General features: G+C 73.1%; 11 protein-coding genes and 1 pseudogene. 4 read left to right on the top strand and 8 right to left on the bottom strand.

Annotated features, from left to right (window positions below; genetic code table 11):
• Nucleotides 1-125 precede the first annotated feature (125 nt).
• Complete coding sequence (locus tag MXD60_RS23030; RefSeq protein WP_248821423.1) at nucleotides 126-3158, bottom strand: UPF0182 family membrane protein; 3033 nt, start codon at nucleotides 3156-3158, stop codon at nucleotides 126-128.
• A gap of 119 nt (nucleotides 3159-3277) precedes the next feature.
• Between MXD60_RS23030 and MXD60_RS23025 the strand changes: the two genes are divergently transcribed.
• Nucleotides 3278-3784, top strand: a complete 507-nt coding sequence (locus MXD60_RS23025) for a PPA1309 family protein (RefSeq protein WP_248821422.1) — start codon at nucleotides 3278-3280, stop codon at nucleotides 3782-3784.
• 110 nt (nucleotides 3785-3894) lie between these two features.
• Here the strand turns inward: MXD60_RS23025 and MXD60_RS23020 are convergent, their stop codons facing one another.
• The 3 genes from MXD60_RS23020 to MXD60_RS23010 all read right to left on the bottom strand — a co-directional run bounded on the left by MXD60_RS23020 (nucleotide 3895) and on the right by MXD60_RS23010 (nucleotide 5916).
• On the bottom strand, nucleotides 3895-4935 hold the full coding sequence (locus MXD60_RS23020) for a YlbL family protein (protein WP_248821421.1): 1041 nt from the start codon (nucleotides 4933-4935) through the stop codon (nucleotides 3895-3897).
• 99 nt (nucleotides 4936-5034) lie between these two features.
• The gene (locus tag MXD60_RS23015) at nucleotides 5035-5442 is read right to left on the bottom strand and encodes a hypothetical protein (RefSeq protein WP_248821420.1); all 408 of its coding nucleotides are present in this window, start codon (nucleotides 5440-5442) and stop codon (nucleotides 5035-5037) included.
• A 60-nt stretch (nucleotides 5443-5502) separates the two neighbouring features.
• On the bottom strand, nucleotides 5503-5916 hold the full coding sequence (locus MXD60_RS23010; protein ID WP_368861272.1) for a molybdenum cofactor biosynthesis protein MoaE: 414 nt from the start codon (nucleotides 5914-5916) through the stop codon (nucleotides 5503-5505).
• A 292-nt stretch (nucleotides 5917-6208) separates the two neighbouring features.
• Between MXD60_RS23010 and MXD60_RS23005 the strand changes: the two genes are divergently transcribed.
• From MXD60_RS23005 to MXD60_RS22995, 3 genes and pseudogenes are all read left to right on the top strand, one after another.
• Nucleotides 6209-7615, top strand: coding sequence for a zinc-dependent metalloprotease (locus MXD60_RS23005; protein WP_248821419.1), 1407 nt, complete (start codon nucleotides 6209-6211; stop codon nucleotides 7613-7615).
• A gap of 456 nt (nucleotides 7616-8071) precedes the next feature.
• Nucleotides 8072-9373 carry a ThiF family adenylyltransferase gene (locus MXD60_RS23000; RefSeq protein WP_248821418.1) on the top strand — a complete coding sequence of 434 codons (1302 nt, stop codon included), beginning with the start codon at nucleotides 8072-8074 and terminating at the stop codon, nucleotides 9371-9373.
• A 102-nt stretch (nucleotides 9374-9475) separates the two neighbouring features.
• Nucleotides 9476-10982: pseudogene (locus MXD60_RS22995) on the top strand (ABC1 kinase family protein); the annotation flags it as partial.
• A 457-nt stretch (nucleotides 10983-11439) separates the two neighbouring features.
• Here the strand turns inward: MXD60_RS22995 and MXD60_RS22990 are convergent.
• The 4 genes from MXD60_RS22990 to MXD60_RS22975 all read right to left on the bottom strand — a co-directional run.
• Nucleotides 11440-13071 carry an alkaline phosphatase family protein gene (locus MXD60_RS22990; RefSeq protein WP_308222576.1) on the bottom strand — a complete coding sequence of 544 codons (1632 nt, stop codon included), beginning with the start codon at nucleotides 13069-13071 and terminating at the stop codon, nucleotides 11440-11442.
• A 159-nt stretch (nucleotides 13072-13230) separates the two neighbouring features.
• The gene (locus tag MXD60_RS22985) at nucleotides 13231-13518 is read right to left on the bottom strand and encodes a WhiB family transcriptional regulator (RefSeq protein WP_308222575.1); all 288 of its coding nucleotides are present in this window, start codon (nucleotides 13516-13518) and stop codon (nucleotides 13231-13233) included.
• 108 nt (nucleotides 13519-13626) lie between these two features.
• Nucleotides 13627-14085 carry a hypothetical protein gene (locus MXD60_RS22980; RefSeq protein WP_248821415.1) on the bottom strand — a complete coding sequence of 153 codons (459 nt, stop codon included), beginning with the start codon at nucleotides 14083-14085 and terminating at the stop codon, nucleotides 13627-13629.
• Between the two features lie 134 nt (nucleotides 14086-14219).
• The coding region (locus tag MXD60_RS22975) for a 3'-5' exonuclease (RefSeq protein WP_248821414.1) at nucleotides 14220-15480 on the bottom strand (1261 nt) is incomplete at its 5' end.

Below are 15480 nucleotides of genomic sequence, written 5' to 3'. Positions count from 1 at the left end.
ACTTGTTGGCAAGCTTTCTCGCGCCCCCCGCCCGCCGGCCCCGCGGGGGGGGGGGGTGGGGCCCCCCCGGGCCGCCGGGGTGTCCAACAGCGGCCGCGTCAGCCGACGGGAACGGGCACGGCGCCTCAGCCGGGCGCCGCCGACACGCGGGTGGTCGGCGGCGGCGCGGTCGAGGCCGTCGGCGGCGTGGCACTCGCCCGGACCGTCGGCGACGCGGTCGAGCCGGGCGCCGGCGCCCGGGGACTCGCCGAGGCGCTCGGTGCCGTGGTGGACGGCGGGCTGGCCAGCGCGCGCAGCCGGCCCAGCGCGTTCGACAAATCGGTCTGTGCCTGGCCGTAGGCGGTGAAGTCCGGCGGGCTCTTGCCCAACGCCGCCTGCCCGGCCCGGTAGGCGCTGTCCGCGTCGCCCACGGCGTCCTGCAGGGCGCTGCCCCCGACCGTCGCGCGGCCCCCCCCCCCCCCCCCGCTCGCGCTCGTGTCGCCGCCGCCCCCGGTGACCGTGGTCGCGCCGCTGCCGGCCCCGGCGGCGGCGGCCCCGGCACCCGCGCCGAAGACCTTGTCCAGCGCCTCCCCGAGCGACGCGCCGAACCCGATGCGCTCCCCGAACGCGGCGGCGACGCCCTGCAGCGTGGGATAGCCTGTGCTGCCACGGGCCTGCACGTAGTACGGCTCCACGTACAGCAGTCCGCCCGCGACCGGGAGCGTCAGCAGGTTCCCCTCGATCGTCTGGGAGCCGGCGCCCCGCCACAGCGTCAGTTTGTTGGCGACGTCGCCGTTGGACTCGATCGCGTTCTGCACCTGGACCGGGCCGTTGATCGTGCCGCCTGGCGGGAGCTTCAGCAGGGTGAACTGCCCGTAGTTCGTCGGATCGCTCGACACCGCCATGTACGCCGCGAGCTTCGAGGAGCGGGCGGAGATCAGCGGCGAGGTGAGGTTGTAGGACGGCTTCGTGCGCCCGGGCAGCTGGCTGTAGACGTAGAACGGCGGCTGCGGCTGCCCGCTGCCGTCCGGCGAGTCGGAGACCTGCCAGAAGTCCTCCTGCGAGTAGAAGTCCCGCGGGTCGGACACGTGGTACTGGCCGATCAGGTCCCGCTGCACCTTGAACAGGTCCTCGGGGTAGCGCAGGTGCGCCATCAGGGGCGGGGAGATGTCCTTCTTCGGCTTCACCGTGTCCGGGAAGGCCTTCATCCAGGTGCGCAGCACCGGGTCGGTCTCGTCCCAGGCGTACAGGGTGACCGTGCCGTCGTAGGCGTCGACGGTGGCCTTGACCGAGTTGCGGATGTAGTTCACCTGGTTCGGGGCCTGCTGGGTGCGGTTGCCGCTCTGCGCGGTGACCGAGTCGGCGGTGACGTCACCGAGGGTCCGCCGGGCCGAGTAGGGGTAGCCGTCGGAGGTGGTGTAGCCGTCGAGGATCCAGGTGATGCGACCGTTGACCACCGCCGGGTACGGGTCGCCGTCGAGGGTGAGCCAGGGGGCGGCCTTGCTCACCCGGTCGCGCGGGTTGCGTTCGTAGAGGATCCGGGAGTTCCTGGTGATGTCCCCGGACAGCAGCAGGTTCTTCTCCCCGAAGCGCAGGGAGAACAGGGCCTGGCGGAACGTCGAGCCGATCGGGACACCGCCGCTGCCGGTGTAGGTCGTCGTGGCCTGGGTGTCCGTGCCCGGGCCAGGACCGTCGATCTCCACCTGACGGGTGCCCACCACCGAGTAGTTCGGCGACATCTCGCCGAAGTAGACCCGGTTCTCCTTGATGCCGAAGTCACCCTCCTGCGGCAGGTTGCGCGCGCCCTGGTCGAAGGCGGGCTGGCCCGCGTCGACCGTGCTCGACGGGGCGGCGACGAATCCCTTGCCGTGGGTGTACGTCAGATGCTCGTTGATCCAGTTGCGCTGGTCGGTGCCGAGGCCGGCCTGGTTCAGCTCGCGGACGGACACGACGTAGTCGCCGGTGGTCTGCTTGCCGGCGGCGCCGGTGACCGTGTAGCGGTCGACGTCCAGTGTCTTCGGGAACGTGTAGTAGCCACGGATCTGCTGGAGCTGCTGGTAGGTCCGTGACAGCTTGCTCGGGTCGAGCAGCCGGATGTTCGGCACCGTGCCGGTGTCCGCGCCGACCTGCGCCGCGGTGACGTCCGTGCGGGCGGCGTACGGCTGCGACCTGACGTTGGCGATGCCATACGCGGCCCGGGTGGCGGCGATGTTCCGCTCGATGTAGGGCTGCTCGCGGCTGGCCTCGTTCGGCCGCACCTGGAACTGCTGGATGAACGCCGGGTAGATCCCGCCGATGACCACCGCGGACAGCACCAGGATTCCCGCGCCGAGCAGCGGCAGCGTCCATCCGCGCTGGAAGATGTTGTAGATGAACAGCACCGCGCAGGCCAGCGAGATGAAGAGCAGGATCAGCTTCGCCGGCAGTACGGCGTGCACGTCGGTGTAGGAGGCGCCCGTCCCCACTCCGCGGGAGGAGAACACCGCGCCGAACCGGTCGAGGTAGTACGCCCAGGCCTTGAGCAGGGCCAGCAGGCCGAGCAGGACGGAGATGTGGGCCTTGGCCGCGGGGCTCACCCGCTCCCCGGGGGCCTGCAGCCGGATTCCGCCGAACAGGTAGTGGGTGAGCACGGTGACCAGCAGCGACAGCAGCACGGCGGTCAGCAGGAAACTCAGCAGAAAGCGCTCGAACGGGTAGGTGAACGCGTAGTAGCTGATGTCCCGGTGGAACTGGGGGTCGGTCTTGCCGAACGAGACGCCGTTGACCCACAGCAGCCAGGTCTGCCACCGGCCGGCGGCGGAGAGCCCGGCCGCCAGGCCGAACACCGCCGCGATCCCGATCAGGACCAGCTTCATGTACGGCTCGATCGCCGACCGGTACCGCTCCAGGTTCTGCTGTTCCGTGGACAGCGGGCGCAGCGGTGGCCGCAGCCGGTACCCCAGTACGATGTTGGTCCCGATGATCACTGCCATCACCACGCCGAACAGGAAGAACAGCAGGATCCGGGTGTAGATGACCGTCGTGAAGACCTTGCTGAAGTTGACGGACCGATAGAACAGCAGGTCCGTGTAGAACCGGGTGAAGACGGTGACGAACGCGATCAGAAGCGCCAGGACCAGCAGCACCGGGACTACCACCCTGGCGCGGGTCAGCGCCAGGCGGCGGCTGGTCGTTGCCACAGTTCCTCCGAGCGGTCGGGCCTTCACGATGCCGGTGTGCGGCGGACGAGGGGTGCGTGAAGCACCCCAGTACGGCAACCTACGCCAGCGCCTCAGCGGGAATCGGAGAGGATGGGTTGGTGAGCAGCCCGAACATCACTGAGTTGACCTCCGTCGTACTGGAGGTCGAGCGACACGTCGCCGATTCCGGCTGGGACCAGCCCAGCCAGGTTTACGCGCTTGCCGACACCGCTGACCTGCTGGCCCGCGAGCCGGCACTAGCCCCGCACATCGGGGATTCCCCGCCCGGCTCACTGACGCCGGTCGAGCAGGAGCCGCTGCCGATGGGCCGCCTCGACGAGGTGCTCGCGGGCATCGGCTGGCCGCCGGAGGTGCTGGGCTGCGTGCTGGTCACCGAGCTGGTGGTGCTGCCGCCGAGCGCCGAGGAGGAGGCGCCCTACTCGGACGACGAGATCGAGTACTGGGCGGCGAACCATCCGGAGCGCCAGGACGTCCGCCTCGCCGTGGCCGTGACCCGCAGCGGGTTGCACGCCTCCTGCCTGCGGGTACGGGGGGACGACGAGCTCGTCGTCGACCCCGATCTCGCCGACAACCTGATCGACGGGCTGCTCGCCACCTTCCAGTGACCAGGCTCGGGTGGCGAGGCAGGCTCGCCGCGGCGTGACCCGAGCCGGCCCGGATCGGACCGATGTCCGGATCCGGGCCGGCTCGATCCGGGCCCGGGACGGCCGCCGCGTCAGCAGGACGGGACGTTCGCCGCCGGGTTCGTCCGCAGTGCGTCGACCGCCTTCAGCGCCCCCGCGAGGGTGTCCACCTTCACCAGCCGGGGCGCGCCGCTGCTGTCCACCCCGCGGGCGTCCGCGCAGTTCGCCGCCGGCACCAGGAAGATCGACGAGCCGGACGCCCGGGCGCCGAGGATCTTCTGCTGGATCCCACCGATCGGGCCCACCACACCGTCGGCGGTGATCGTTCCGGTTCCGGCGATGTTCTTCCCACCGGTCAGCTCGCCCGGGGTGAGCAGGTCGACGATGCCCATCGCGAACATCAGGCCGGCGCTCGGCCCGCCCACGTCCGACAACCGGATGCGCACGGTGAACGGGTAGGTCCGCTTCTCGGTGGTGGTGATACCGATCATGGCGCGGGCGGCGTCGCCGGGGGCCGCGCGGGTCGTGATGGTCACGCTCGCCGGCTTGCCCTCCCGGGTGTAGTCGATCGTCACCGGGGCGCCGGGGCGCACCTTGCCGATCTCGCCGCGCAGCTGGTCCTGGGTCGTCACCGCGACCCCGTTGACCTTGGTGATCACATCGCCGGCGGCGAGCTTGCCGGTGGCCGGTGAGCCGGCCGGGACGGTGACCACGGCGACGGAGTGGCCGGTCGCCGTGACGCCGAGCTGGGTGAGCGCCGCGGCCGTCGCCTGGTCCTGGGAGTCGAGCATGGCCTGCGCGTTCTCCTGCTGGACCTGCTCCTGGGTGGAACCGCGGGGCCGGATGAGCTCGGTGGGCACGACCGCGCGGTCGGACGAGAGCCAGTCCTCCAGCGCGCCGAGCAGGTTGAGCTTCGGGGTCTCCTCGACCGTGGTCAGCTCGAGGCGGCCCGAGGTCGGATAGGTCCGGTGCCCGTCGACCGTTATCAGCTTCGTGCCGTCCACGGAGCCGAGAGTGTCGGTGACAGGCCCGGGGGCCAGGGTGACGAACGGTACCGGCAGCCACAGACCCACAACCAGGAGCGCCAACGCCAGTACCGACGTGACCACCAGTGTCTGGGTGCGCCGGGCCATGACCGCAGTCTATGTACCGCGGGCAGCACGGACGGGCGGTGTCCGCGACCACCGCGGCAGCGGCGGCCGCGGACACCGGACTGACCGCTACCGGTCAGCTCAGAGCAGGTCGTCCCCTGGCCGCGGCGGACGGAACGGCAGCGGCACCGTGTCGACCATCGGCTCGGCCGGCACCGCCTCCGGGTCGTGGCCGTGGGAATGCGACTGCCCATCGCCAGACTGGTCGCCAGCGCGCTGGTTCAGGGCGAAGGGGTCGCCCGGCGCATACAGCCCGTAGGGCCCATGCGGGTCATCAAAAGGGGTCGGTTCGGGGTAGCCGGAATCGTCGAGGTCGAACCCGGACCGCGGGCCGGACTGGTCGGGAATCGGGCGGGCCAGCGCGGCCATGCTTCGCCGATAGCCCGCGATCGTGATCATTGCTTCGTAGGAGCGGTCGGGCCGACTGCGCAGCGCAGTCCACGCGATCGCAAGGAGGACGGCGACAGGGGGGATCAACAGGAACCACATGAGAAGCCTCGACGTCGAGACGAACAAGAAGATGACTTATTTCTATCGTAGGTGCCCCGCTCAGCAGGCGCCTACCCATTCTGCCGAGCCATCCTCAAAAATCTGATGTTTCCAAATGGGAACCTGCGCCTTGATGTCATCGATCAGACGACGACAGGCGGCAAAAGCCTCCGCCCGGTGCGCCGCACCCACCGCCACCACGACCGCGAGTTCACCCACCCGGAGGTGCCCGACGCGGTGGGTCACCGCGATGGCGCGCACCGACCCGGCGGCGGCGACCTCGGCCGCTACCCGCTCGATCTCCGCAACGGAGCGTGGATGCGCTTCGTAAGCGAGATCGGTTACCCGCCGATCATCGTCATGATTCCGGACGGCCCCCACGAACAGGGCGATCCCACCCACATCCGGGAGGAGCACAGCGGCGAAGCACTCGTCGACTGACAACGGGCTGTCACGAACCTGCGCGAAAACCACCCGCGCGGGGGCGCCTGCCAGCTCTCCCCCACCGGTCGGCGGCGAGGGCGCGCCAGCCGGGGCGAGCACCGCCTCCTGCCCTCGGGGGCTGCCCGCGGCCGGGGCCGGCCCGGGCGCGCGGGAGCCGGCATCCACCGCCGCGGCGGACGCGGAAGAACACGGCGAGTCCACATCCCCGACCCTAACCGGACAGGACACCATCCGTTCCGGCCAGCGGGCAGAAAACGCATTACCGTGGGTTCATGCCCGAACCGCGCGCGCAAGGTACCGCCCCCCGATCAGGCCACGTCCGATGAGTGGCCCGTTCCCCTTCGGCTTCACCCCCTCCGATGGCGGGGACGAACCCCGATCGCCGTTCGGCGGCGGGGCACCGTTCTTCGCCGAACTCGAGCGGCTGATGTCGTGGCAGGGCGGGCCGGTGAACTGGGAGCTGGCCCGGCAGGTGGCCGTCCGCTCACTGGGTGACGGGGCCGCCAGTGTGCCGATGGGACAGCAGCATCTGGTCGGCGAGGCGCTGCGGATCGCCGACGTCTGGCTCGACCCGATGACGGCCCTGCCCGCCGGCGCCACGGCGGCGGCCGGCTGGTCCCGGGTGGAGTGGATCGAGAAGACGCTGCCGGTGTGGAAGACCCTGTGCGACCCGATCGCCACCAAGGTCGTCGAAGCGATGCGCTCGGGCATCTCCAGCGGGCTGAGCCAGCTCGGGGGCGGCGGCGTCGAACTGCCGAGCGAGCTGCGCGACGCCCTCCCGCCGGGCGTCGACCTCAGCGCGCTGCTGGCCTCGGGCGGACCGATCGTGCAGATGATGAACCAGGTCGGCGGCATGCTGTTCGGCGCGCAGGTGGGGCAGGCGATCGGGACGCTGGCCGCCGAGGTCGTCTCCTCGACCGAGGTGGGCCTGCCGCTCGGCCCGGCGGGGACGGCGGCGCTCGTGCCGGCCGGCGTCGCCGCGTTCGGCGCCGGGCTGGAGATCCCCGAGGACGAGGTGCGGATCTACCTGGCGCTGCGCGAGGCCACCTCCAACCGGCTGTTCGCCCACGTGCCGTGGCTGCGCGCGCACGTGCTCGGCGCGGTCGAGGAGTACGCCCGCGGCATCGCGGTGGACACCGAGGCGGTCGGCCGGGTCATGCGGATGGTCGACCCCACGGCGCTGATGAACCCGGAGCGGCTGTCCGAGGCGCTCGGAGAGGACGTGTTCAACGACGCGACCACTCCCGAGCAGAAGGCGGCCCTGGCCCGGCTCGAGCTCATCCTGGCGCTCATCGAGGGCTGGGTGGACCACGTGACCGACGCCGCGGCCACCGGCCATCTGCCCGGCGCCGGCCGGCTGCGCGAGATGGTCCGCCGCCGCCGGGCCGAGGGTGGCCCCGGCGAGCAGACCTTCGCGACGCTGGTCGGCCTGTCACTGCGGCCCCGCAAGCTGCGGGAGGCCGCAGCGCTCTGGGCGGAGCTGACCGAGGTGCGCGGCCGGGATGGGCGCGACGCCGTCTGGGCCCATCCGGACCTGTTGCCCACGGCGGACGACCTGAGCTCGCCCGCGGACTTCGTCACCGGCGCGAGTTCCGGTGTCCTCGACGATCCGATCGCCGAAATCGAGAAGCTGCGTGGCACTCCGCCCCCGGAGGGCGGCTCCCGCCCGCGGCCGAAGGACTCCCCCGACAACGGCCCCGACGGCCCGGCGGCGCCGGACGACCACTAGATCGTGTCCGACCGGTCATGGTGAGGGCATCCGGACACCGACCCCTCCAAAGCGACCAGTCGGCAGCGCAGCCGGCCCCTCCACGAACCCGACCGGTTCACCAGGCCACAACCCACAAAGAGACGACTCACCCACCAGCAAGATCGCCCGGACACTGCCTACTGGCGCTGTAGTACCAGGCGGCAGGAGCCCCGAGGCTCGCGCCAGGTCGACGTTGCTCGCGGGTCGGGGTGGGCGGTGTCCGTACACAACGACCATCGGCCTCCTCCCGAGGAGACGACCGTCAGGCGCGGGTCACGCGGATCCACAGCGCCGTCCACAGGCCCTCCACAGGCCGTTGGACGCGCTGGCCGTCCGCCCGGCGGACGTGGCACGGTGGGGATCAACCGGCCAACGGGCCGGTCGACCCCATTCGTGACCGGCGGCCACGGCCGCCGGCGAACCTGCGGGGGATCCATGCGCCCGATCCTCAAACCGGGCCTTCGCCGGCTCTGGCACGACGGTTCCACGTTGCAACTCGGCATCGACCCGGTCACCGCCGTCATCCTCGCCGATCTGCGGCCCGCCGACACCGCGCTGCTCGACGCACTCGACGGCCGCCGCACCCTGGAACAGGTCCGTCTGGACGCCGGCGGTCCCGGACGGCACCTGCTCGACGTGCTGACCGCCGCCGGCCTGCTCCACGACGCGGGCCTGCCGGACGACGCCTCGGCCGCCCCCGGCACCCCGCCGTTGCCGCCGGCCGAGCGGGACCGGTTGGCGCCCGACCTGGCCGCGCTGTCGCTTCGCTCGATCGATCCGGCCCGGCCATCCCGGGTGCTGCGGGCCCGGCGCGCGGCGCGGGTGCTGGTGCGTGGCGCCGGGCGGGTGGGGGCGCAGATCGCGGCCCTGCTGGCCGCGGCCGGCATCGGCCGGATTGTCGTGGACGATCCCGGGCTGGCGAGTCCCGCCGACGTGTCGCCGGGTGGGCTGCGCCTCGAGGACGTCGGGCGCCCGCGGGCGCTCGCCGCGGGGTCGGCGATGACGCGGGTCGGCCGCGGTGGCGGCCGGCGGTCGGCGGAGACCGATGTGCGGGCGCCCGGCGCGTCGGGCGGGAGCCGCCCCGGGACCGGGGCCACGGGTGGCGCGGTTCCACCCGCCGCGGAGAGCTCCTTCGGCGCCGACCTGATGGTGCTCGCGCCTGTCGGCCCGCCCACCGTCGCGCCCGACACCAGCCTCGAACTCGAGCGTCTCGGGGGCGCGCACCTGCTGGCCGGCGTGCGGGAGAACACCGGGATCGTCGGCCCCCTCGTCGTCCCGGCGCGGACCGCCTGTCTGCACTGCCAGCATCTCCATCGGCATGCGGCCAACCCGGTCTGGCCGCTGCTCGCGATGCAGCTCGTCCGCCCCCGCGGCACGGGGCACGATCCGTGCGATGTCACGCTCGCGAGCATGGTTGCCGCGCTGGCGGCCATGCAGGCGCTGGACTACCTGGATCACGTCCGCGCGCCCGCCGCGCCGCGCCGCGCTCCTCGCTGGCACGGACCGGAAAAACCGGACACAGGGCGCACGAGCGCAAGACCCGACGCTGAGATCTGTGACACATTCTCACCCGCGTCCTCGGAGCTTCCCGCTACGGCCGACGGGACGCTGGAGCTGGCGTCCCCAGGCTGGCGGATCCGGCGGCGAAGCTGGCCGGTGCACCCCAACTGCCCCTGTCGCAGCGCGCGAACGGCCGCTCGGCGAGCCGCCGCCGGCCCGGCCGTCAGGCCGGGTTGACACTCCGGCGCGCCGCGCCGATTCACCGGCGTGTCGCGCCGGGCGCCGGTCCATCACTTGAGGCGCCCCCCGCGGCGGGCCACGAGGGGGCACGATGGAGCGGTGTCCGACATCCCGCGGCGGGCCGTCGTCCGCACCGCCAAACTGGCCACGCTTCCCCTCGGGTTTGCCGGCCGGGCCACGCTCGGCGTCGGCAAGCGGATCGGGGGTCGGCCCGCCGAGGCCGTGGCCTCCGAGTTGCAGCAGCGCACCGCCATGCAGATCTTCCGCGTGCTCGGTGAGCTCAAGGGCGGGGCGATGAAACTCGGCCAGGCCCTCTCGGTCTTCGAGGCGGCGCTGCCCGACGAGGTGGCGGCGCCCTACCGGGCGGCGTTGACGAAGCTGCAGGAAGCCGCCCCGCCGCTGCCCGCGGCGGTGGTGCACCGGGTCCTCGCCGAGGAGCTCGGTGTGGACTGGCGGTCGCTGTTCGTCGAGTTCGACGACGTCCCCGCCGCTGCCGCCAGCATCGGCCAGGTGCACCGGGCCGTGTGGGCCGACGGCCGGGCTGTCGCGGTGAAGGTGCAGTACCCGGGAGCCGGGGCGGCGTTGCTGGCCGACCTGACCCAGCTGGGGCGGGCCGCCCGGCTGTTCGGCGCCGTCTCCCCCGGGCTGGACATCAAGCCGTTGGTGCGGGAACTCAAGGCCCGCATCACCGAGGAGCTGGACTACCGCCTCGAAGCGGCCTGGCAGCAGGCCTTCGCCACGGCCTACGCGAACGACCCGGACATCGTCATTCCCCGCCCGCTGGCCGGGGCGGACAGGGTGATCGTCAGCGAGTGGCTCGACGGCATCCCGCTGTCCGCCATCATCGCCGAGGGCACCCCCGAGCAGCGGGACACCGCCGGCCTGCTGCTGCTTCGTTTCCTCTACTCGTGCCCGGCCCGCGCCGGGTTGCTGCACGCCGACCCGCACCCGGGTAACTTCCGCCTGCTGCCCGACGGCCGGCTCGGGGTGCTCGACTTCGGCGCGGTCAACCGCCTGCCCGACGGCCTGCCGGAGCCGATCGGCCGGCTGGCCCGGCAGACCCTCGCCGGCGACGCGGCGGCGGTCGCCGCGGGCCTGCGCGAAGAAGGTTTCATCCCGGCGTCCACCGAGATCGACACCGACGAACTGCTCAACTACCTCGCGCCGATGCTGGACCCGATCGCCGACGAGGAGTTCACCTTCTCCCGAGCCTGGCTGCGCGGGCAGGCCGCTCGCCTCAGCGACTGGCGCTCCGCCGCCGCCCAGCTCGGGCGCCAGCTCAACCTGCCGCCGTCCTACCTGCTCATCCACCGGGTGACCCTCGGCGCGATCGGCATCCTCTGCCAACTCGGCAGCACCGGCGAGTTCCGCGCCGAGATGGCGGCCTGGCAGCCGGGCTTCGCCGAGCCCGGCACGCCAGCGGCCCGCGCGGCCGCGGCGGCCAACCGCCCGGACCGGCCACTCCCGGTCCTGCGGGTGCGCGAGGACGCGGGCATCATCCGGCCAGAGGCCGGCCCCGTGCTCCTCGCCGACGACCGACCTCGCCGCGGCGCCCGGCGGGCGGCCAGACCGACGAGCCGCACGCCGCGCACTCCCCGGCCCCGCGCGGCCGAAGGTGGGCTGGAGCCCGAACTCCCGAAGGGCACTGAACTCCCGAAGGGCACTGAGCTCCCGAAGGGCACTGAGCTCCCGAAGGGCACTGAACTCCCGAAGGGCACTGAGCCAGTCCCGAAGACCACCCGGGCCCCGCGGCCGCGGAAGACCGCCGAGTCCGCGCCCACGCCGGCCCCGGCGAAGACGCCGGCCCCACCGAAAACCCCGGCGGCAGCGAAGACTCCAACCGCGCCGAAGATCCCGGCGGCGGCGAAGACTCCCGCGGCCGCGAAGACCACTGCCGCCACGAAGACCACTGCCGCCACGAAGACTCCCGACGCCGCAAAGAGCCCGACCGCCACGCGGACCCCGGCCCCGGCGAAGGCTGCGATGGCGGCCAGCAACCCGAGGGCCGCCAGGACCAGCCCGACGGCAGCGACGGCGGCCCCGAAGGAGGCTCGACCGCCGCGTCAGGCCCCGGCGCCCGAGGAGACGGCGGAGCCCGCGGTCGCCGAGGACTGAGCCAGCGGCTCCCGGGTCGCCGGCGCGGGGTTACCGCTCAGGGTGCCGGCGGCGCCCGCGGCGACGGTGAGCTGCTGCTGCTCGCCGAGGTAGATGAATCCGTAGCCTTCGTCACGGAAGGTCACGTCGGCCGCCCGCAGGGCGTCCCCCCAGTCGCCGCGGCAGGCGGGATCTGCCGCCTCCGAGCCGTGGTCGGCGGTCAGCAGGAACGCCGTGTCGGACAGCAGGCCCCGCTCGGCGAGCACATCCAGGAAGACGCCGAGACGCGCGTCGGCGTCCCGCAGCGACGCACGGGACTGCTCCGAATAGGGACCGCCGCCGTGGTGGCCGGTGTCGGTGAGGGTGGTGTTCCACCACATGACGTCCGGCGGGCGCGCGTCGGCCGCCCACAGCTGGGTGACCTGGGCGAGGCCCAGAGCGTCGACCCGGGTGGACCACGCGTAGTCGGGGTTGTCCCGCACCCAGCGTTCGCTCGCGTGCGGGTCGCCCTCGGCGGGTGGCAGGTAGTCGCCCATGTCGCCGGCGCCGCCGGCGCTCCCGGCCGCCCGGACCAGGCCGAACGTCGAGTAGTGGGCACCGCGGTCTACCGGTTCGTTCACGCACGCGCACACCGCGTCCGGCCGCTGCCGGACGATGGCCTCGAACAGGGTCTCCACCCCGTCGCGGAGCTGGTCGCAGGCGACGTGCCAGGTCCGGACGTCGTTGGCGATGATCTGCCGGCCAACCTCGCGGTCGAAGTAGACGTTGTGCAGAATGCCGTGCCGGCCGGGCCCGAGGCCGGTGAGGGCGGAGGTGTGGTTGGTCAGCGTCACGCTGGGGAACTCCGCGATCGCCCCGCCGGTGAGCGCGGCGCCCTCGGCCAGCAGCCGGGCGACGTTCGGCAGCTCGCCGGCCGCCGCCAGATGCAGCAGATCGTTGCTGTTCGTGCCGTCCCACAGCAGACCCACGACGTGGCGGGCGCCTGGCCCGACCAGGTCGCCGAGCGCGGCGCCCTCTGCCCCGGGCATCGTGACGCCGGCGAGGGCAGCCAGGGTCGGAGCGACGTCGATCACTCGCGCCACGCCGGACCGCAGACCCCGGACGCGCACGCCCGCGCCGGAGAGCAGCAGCGGAGCACGGGACTGCCCGGCGTCGAGGGAGCCGTGTTCGCCGAGATGGCCACCGCGTTCCGGCCAGTAGTGGCCAGGCGTGTGCACGACGATCAGATCCGGCGAGCGGGTGGGATCGCCGAACGCGGACAGTAGCCGGCGGCCCGCGAAGGGGTAGGCGTTGCGCGCGTTGGGGGGCGACGGGTCGGCGAGCGCGGCGGCCAGCGGCACGCCGTGCATCGGGTCCTGGGCAGCCAGCGGGTCCCGCCCGTAGCGCACCTCCCAGGGTCCGTCGGCGTCGGCGACCGGCAGCCGGGCCGAGCCTTCGGAGTTCGCGACGTAGAGCCAGCCCGCGTCCAGCCAGGCGACGAAGTCGACGATGGCGGCCAGGTCGGGCGCGGTGAGGGCGGCGACGGCGCGGGCCAGGTCGCCCGCCCCGGCCGCCGTGGGCGGCGAGTCGGGCACCGCGGCTCCGGTCGACAACGGATACACACGATCGTGGCTGGGCACGCCGGAACAGTACCGGGCGGCCGCGACCGCCGGTAGGAATCCAGGGCCAACGCCAGCGGGCGGGACACCGACCGCTCGGTGTCCCGCCCGCGAAGCGCCTGGTCACGTCATTATCCGCCGGCGGCGTCCGCCGGCAGCGGATCAGGCCGCGACCTCTTCGGGACGAACCTTGCGCGGACGGCCGCGGGGCCGCTTGCGCGGGACGACGGCGCCGGTCACAACCAGCTCGCCGCCCCACACTCCCCAGGGCTCCGCCCGGTCGAGGGCGGCGGACAGGCACGCGGTCCGGACGGGGCAGGTCTGGCAGACAGCCTTGGCGGTCTCCACGTCCGCCGGGGACTCCGCGAAGAACATCTCAGGATCGACGTCCCAGCAAGGCAGGACGAGCCGATCACGATCGATCCGGGAGACGATCGAGTGATCGAACACCGGGTGTCACCTCCGACACGGTCTGATCTTCAGGCGAGGCAAGGAAGCACAACGAAAAAGGCCGCGATCCCCAGGGGGATCACGGCCTCGGCGTTCGGCTCCGCGGAGCTAGTCCGGGAGCGGATCGCGAGCGGATCCCAAGATGAGGTGACGGTCTGCGGACATGTGGACCTGGGCCTGGGCCTGGGCTGCGGTCAACGGCTGCGCCGGCCTGGCCGTCGGCCGAGCTTCCGCGGCGAACGCGGAGACGCCCACGCGGACGTGCTCTGCGAACGTCGGGTGCCACCCGGCGGTGACCGACAGCACTGCCAGGCCAGACGTCTGGCGGACAGCCCCATCGCACGTGCCGCGGCCGGTGATCTCGCCGATGGCGGGCGCACCTGTCCCCTGGACAGGACGCCGACCGTGGGCAGTGGCCGGACCGAACGCGAGGGCGGGACCGGAGACAGCCACGCCGCCGCGATAGCCGCGGGCCGACGTCAGGACGGCCATGGCCGTGCCAGCCAGGTCTTTGCCCCAGGGACGAGCGACCTCGCCACCCAATCTGTTCATCAGATTGTTGATCACTGCGAGATCACCTCCTTGGGGAGCCGTGGGCGTTGCCGTCCATCAGCGTCAGATGTCGGGCGTCGTGCGTAACGGTAGAAGGACTGCGCGCGAACCTCAACGTATTTTCTGTGTCGCGAGTCGGACACATTTTGTCACGAGGGTTCGCCGTTCGCCGCGCCCGCCGCGCCCGCCGCGCCCGCCGCGCCCGGGTCGGCGACGAGCCGCAGCACCGCCTCGCCGTAGCGGTCGAGCTTGGCCTGGCCGATGCCGGGGATCCGGACGAGCTCCGCCACCGAGCTCGGCCGGCTCTCCGCGATCGAGCGCAGCGTGGCGTCGGTGAGGACGACGAACACGGGCAGCCGCAGCTCCCGCGCGGTCGTGGACCGCCAGCCCTTCAGCCGTTCGTACAGCGCCATGTCGACGTCCCCGGGGCATTCGGCGCACCGCCCGGTCCTGACCGCCGCGCCGGTGAGCGCGTTCCCGCAGACGCGGCAGCGCACCGCGGCGCGCCGCCGGTCCGCCGGCCGCTCGGCCCGGCCGGCCGCGCCGGCACCATCGGTGCCACCGGCATCGGCGGGGTCGCCGGCCCGGGCCGCCGCGGCACGCCGGCGCAGCGGGCGCAGGTCGTCGAGGAACCGCGACGGTCGGCGCGGTCGACCGCCGCCCTCGCCGCGCGTGAGCGCCCACGACAGCACCAGCCGGGTGCGTGCCCGGGTGACACCGACGTACAGCAGGCGCCGCTCCTCCTCGATCTGGTCGGCGGTGCGCGCGTGCACCAGCGGCACGGTGCCCTCGGTGAGCCCCACCAGGAACACCGCGTCCCATTCCAGCCCTTTCGCGGCGTGCAACGTGGACAGCGTCACGCCCTCGACGGTGGGCAGATGCTCGTGGGCCTCGCGGTCGGCGAGGTCGGCGGCGAACTCGGCGAGGCCGGCGGCCGGCTCGCGGGCGGCGAGGTCGGCGGCGAGCCGGTGCAGCGCGGCGAGGTTCTCCCACTGTTCCCGCTCGGCGCCGGAGCCAGCCGTCGGCTGGTCCGGCCGCCAGTTCAGGGCGCCGAGGACGTCGGCGACGACGTCGGCGAGGCCGGCGGGCCGGTCGGTGTCGGCGGAGCGGATCGCGGCACGCAGCAGCCGCGTCGCCGCGACGACCTCGCGCCGGGCGAAGAACTTCTCCCCGCCGCGGACCAGGTACGCGATGCGGGCCGCGCCGAGCGCCGCCTCGTAGGCCTCGGACTGGGCGTTCGTCCGGTACAGCACGGCGACGCGGCTGGCCGGCGTCCCGCGCGCGAGCAACGATCTGATCCGGGCGACCACGGCCGCGGCCTCGTCGGCCTCGTTGTCGCACTCCAGCCAGGCGGGCGCCCGCCCCGCCGGCGCCGCGGCGCCCCGCCCCGCGCCCGGGCCCGCCCGCCCC

This window comes from Frankia sp. AgB32 (assembly GCF_023243045.1).
GTDB lineage: Bacteria > Actinomycetota > Actinomycetes > Frankiales > Frankiaceae > Frankia.
This window is presented reverse-complemented; position numbering and strand designations above follow the sequence as displayed.

Coding starts and splice junctions, on each gene's coding strand:
- MXD60_RS23020 (WP_248821421.1), bottom strand. CDS start 4,935: ATGGCCCGGCGCACCCAGACACTGGTGGTCACGTCGGTACTGGCGTTG.
- MXD60_RS23015 (WP_248821420.1), bottom strand. CDS start 5,442: ATGTGGTTCCTGTTGATCCCCCCTGTCGCCGTCCTCCTTGCGATCGCG.
- MXD60_RS23005 (WP_248821419.1), top strand. CDS start 6,209: ATGAGTGGCCCGTTCCCCTTCGGCTTCACCCCCTCCGATGGCGGGGAC.
- MXD60_RS23000 (WP_248821418.1), top strand. CDS start 8,072: ATGCGCCCGATCCTCAAACCGGGCCTTCGCCGGCTCTGGCACGACGGT.